4 protein-coding genes are annotated in these 2,884 nt (G+C 42.8%); 1 reads left to right on the top strand and 3 read right to left on the bottom strand.

The annotated features are described in order from the left end of the window. Nucleotides 1–73 precede the first annotated feature (73 nt). Nucleotides 74–367: a 50S ribosomal protein L21 gene (gene rplU, locus PHQ42_05360; GenBank protein MDD5072129.1), complete on the top strand. Its 294-nt coding sequence runs from the start codon at nucleotides 74–76 to the stop codon at nucleotides 365–367. 250 nt (nucleotides 368–617) lie between these two features. Here rplU and recR read toward each other — a convergent pair whose 3' ends face one another. The 3 genes from recR to dnaB form a co-directional block, all read right to left on the bottom strand. Continuing rightward, complete coding sequence (gene recR / locus PHQ42_05365) at nucleotides 618–1,214, bottom strand: recombination mediator RecR (GenBank protein MDD5072130.1); 597 nt, start codon at nucleotides 1,212–1,214, stop codon at nucleotides 618–620. A 212-nt stretch (nucleotides 1,215–1,426) separates the two neighbouring features. Next, a complete protein-coding gene (locus PHQ42_05370) occupies nucleotides 1,427–1,702 on the bottom strand; it encodes a YbaB/EbfC family nucleoid-associated protein (protein MDD5072131.1) in 276 nt (91 codons plus the stop codon). A 103-nt stretch (nucleotides 1,703–1,805) separates the two neighbouring features. Beyond that, nucleotides 1,806–2,884: replicative DNA helicase (dnaB, locus tag PHQ42_05375; GenBank protein MDD5072132.1), on the bottom strand; the 1,079-nt coding region annotated here is incomplete at its 5' end.

Genomic DNA, 2,884 nt, shown 5'->3' on the forward strand with positions numbered 1-2,884 from the left:
GCAGCTGGTATACCCTACAACTTCCAAAGGCGTATCTTTATCGTAAATTGAAAATGCCCCTTCACGGTTTCTCATGGCCCTTAAGCATTTATATAAAGTTAAGCCGGGCCAGGTTTTAAAAATAGAAAAGCTGGATAAGAAAGAAGGTGATAAAGTAAAATTTGAAACTTTATTAACAGCCACCCCCGATGCTAAAGAACTGAATTTAGGCAAGCCGAGTTTAGGAGAAAAGGTGGAAGGAAAAATTTTAGAGCAGGGCAGAGGCAAAAAAATTTCCGTTATAAAATATAAAAATAAAACCAGGTATAAAAGAAATATCGGGCACAGGCAGCCGTATACAAAAGTGGAGATTACTTCAATTGCGTAAGATAAAATAAAAAAGAGCGCGAGATGATCGCCTCTTTTTTAATAGTAAAGTTATGAGTAATTTCTAATTTCTAATTCACCTAATTTCTAATAAAAATTCTAATATCTAATTTCTAAATTAAAAACATTTTTGACATTAGTCCGCCAGCTGGCGGATTAAATTAGACATTTTATTAGACCTGCCTGCCGCCTGCCTGTCCGGTAGGCAGGCGGCAGGCAGGAATTAGACATTAGGTGAATTAGGAATTTATTTACAGTTCATTTCTATACTTCAGCGCGTTGGCCAAGGTTATCTCGTCCGCGTATTCAAGGTCCGCGCCCGTGGGCAGGCCGCGGGCTAATTTGGTAATTTTTATTTTCTGGGGTTTTAGCAGTTTAACTAAATACAGGACCGTGGTTTCGCCTTCTAAATTGGGGTTCAAAGCCAGAATTATTTCTTTGATTCCGTCTTTTTTCACCCGATCAACGAGTCTTCTTATATTAAGCTGTTCCGGCTTAACTTCTTCAATCGTATTAATAAGGCCGCCCAGGACATGATAGAGGCCGTTATATTGGCGAGTAGCTTCCAGAGTGAGCATATCCTGCGTATTGGCGACAACGCAAATTATATCCTGCCGGCGCTTTTTGTCAGCGCAAATCGGGCAAGGGCTGGATTCGGCAATGGCCAAACAGCGGGAGCAGATAATCGTTTTTTCTTTAAGCTCGGCAATAAACTGCGCCATTTTTTGCAATTCTTCCGCCGGCTGCTTTAATAAATAAAAAACATACCGCTGGGCGGTTTTTGGGCCCACGGATGGCAATTTAGAAAAGTGTTCAATCAAATTTTGGATGGCCAAAGGGAATTTCATTTATTTCCCATGTTATATATTATATAAAAATCCTAAATCCTAAGTTCTAAATTCTAAACAAATCCAAATATCAAAATTCAAATGTTTTAAACTAATGTTTTGAATTTTGGTAATTTTCCCGCCACATTATTTAAAACTTATAGAGGGCGGGATCCCGCTGAGGCGGTGAGAATTTTGAAATTGTTTAGGATTTAGGATTTAGAGTTTAGAATTTATTTAAGACCAGGCAGGCCTCCCATTTCCTGCATTTTTTGCGCCATCAGCCTTTGGGTTTTTTTTATAGCCTCATTAAGGCAGCCAATTATTATTCCCTCCAAAGATTCTTTGGCCAATTCTTCATTTATGGATAAAGAAATAATTTCCATGTTGCCGTTCATGACTACTTTTATTCCGCTTTTTTCAACCGTTATTGATTCTTGGGCTAAAGCGTTCTGCATGGTTTTTGCCTGCGAGCGCAGGTCTTTCATATATTTTAGTTTTCCAAACATATGTTTATTTACAAATTACAAATTCATTACAAATTTTACAAATACCAGATAAATTTTTTCCGCTGAATTTGTATATTTGTATAAGATTTGTAATTTGTAATGTTTAGAACTCCGGCGGCTCTTCCAGGCCGGTTTTTTCCACGCTGTTGAAACTGGCCGTTTCTTCATTAAAAAATAATTCGATTTTTCCGGTCGGGCCGTTGCGGTGCTTGGCTATAAAAATCTGGGCCAGGTTTTTTTCCGCTTCCGGCAGGTCCTCGCGGTTATAATGCCGGTCAGCCGCCTTGCGGTAAATAAACATGACAACGTCAGCGTCCTGCTCGATTGAACCGGACTCGCGCAAGTGGGCCAGTTTCGGGATGGCCGGACCGCCGGTCTGTTCAACCGCTCGGGAAAGCTGGGAAGCGGCCAAAACCGGAATATTCAATTCGCGGGCTATGGCTTTAAGGCCGCGGCTGATTTCCGCCACTTCCTGCACGCGGTTATCCCCGTATTTTCCCCGCCCTTCCATTAATTGCAAATAATCAATAACAATCAGGCCAAGCCCTTTTTCCATCTGCAACCGCCTGGCCTTTGTTCTTATATCCATGACGGAGGAAATGGGGGAGTCGTCAATATAAATCGGAGCTTCGGAAAGCTGGCCCATAGCTTCGCCGATGCGGGTAAAATCATTGTCTTCTTCCCGGTCGGAAAGTTTTCCCGTGCGCATTTTCCATAAATTAACATGGGATTGGGAGCAGAGTAGCCGGTCCACCAATTGCTCCTTGCTCATTTCCAGGGAGAAGAGCCCGACCCCTTCTTTGCTTTTAATCGCGGCTTGGCGGGCAATATCCAAAGCCAGGGAAGTTTTGCCGACGCTGGGCCGGGCGGCCAGTATTATCAAATCGCTTTTTTGAAGACCGGCCAGAATATTGTCCAAGTCGGTAAACCCGGTCGGCAGTCCGCGCAGTTTCCCGCCGTGCTTATGCAGTTCGTCAATTCTTTCAAAGGCTTCGGTCAAAAGATTGTCAATCGGCACGAAAGTATTTTTTAAATATTTCTGCGAAACGGAAAAAATTTTTTGCTCGGTCTGGTCCAGAACCTTGTCTATTTCCTCTTCTTCCTGGTAGCTTAGATCCATAATTTCCGAAGCGGCCGTTTGCAGGCGGCGCAGGGTGGCCTTGCGCTGGACGATATTGGCGT

The organism is Patescibacteria group bacterium (genome assembly GCA_028711655.1).
Lineage (GTDB): Bacteria > Patescibacteriota > Patescibacteriia > Patescibacteriales > JAQTRU01 > JAQTRU01.

Bases quoted from the DNA above. Each gene is read 5' to 3' on its own strand.
- rplU (MDD5072129.1), top strand. From the start codon at position 74: ATGGCCCTTAAGCATTTATATAAAGTTAAGCCGGGCCAGGTTTTAAAA.
- recR (MDD5072130.1), bottom strand. From the start codon at position 1,214: ATGAAATTCCCTTTGGCCATCCAAAATTTGATTGAACACTTTTCTAAA.
- PHQ42_05370 (MDD5072131.1), bottom strand. From the start codon at position 1,702: ATGTTTGGAAAACTAAAATATATGAAAGACCTGCGCTCGCAGGCAAAA.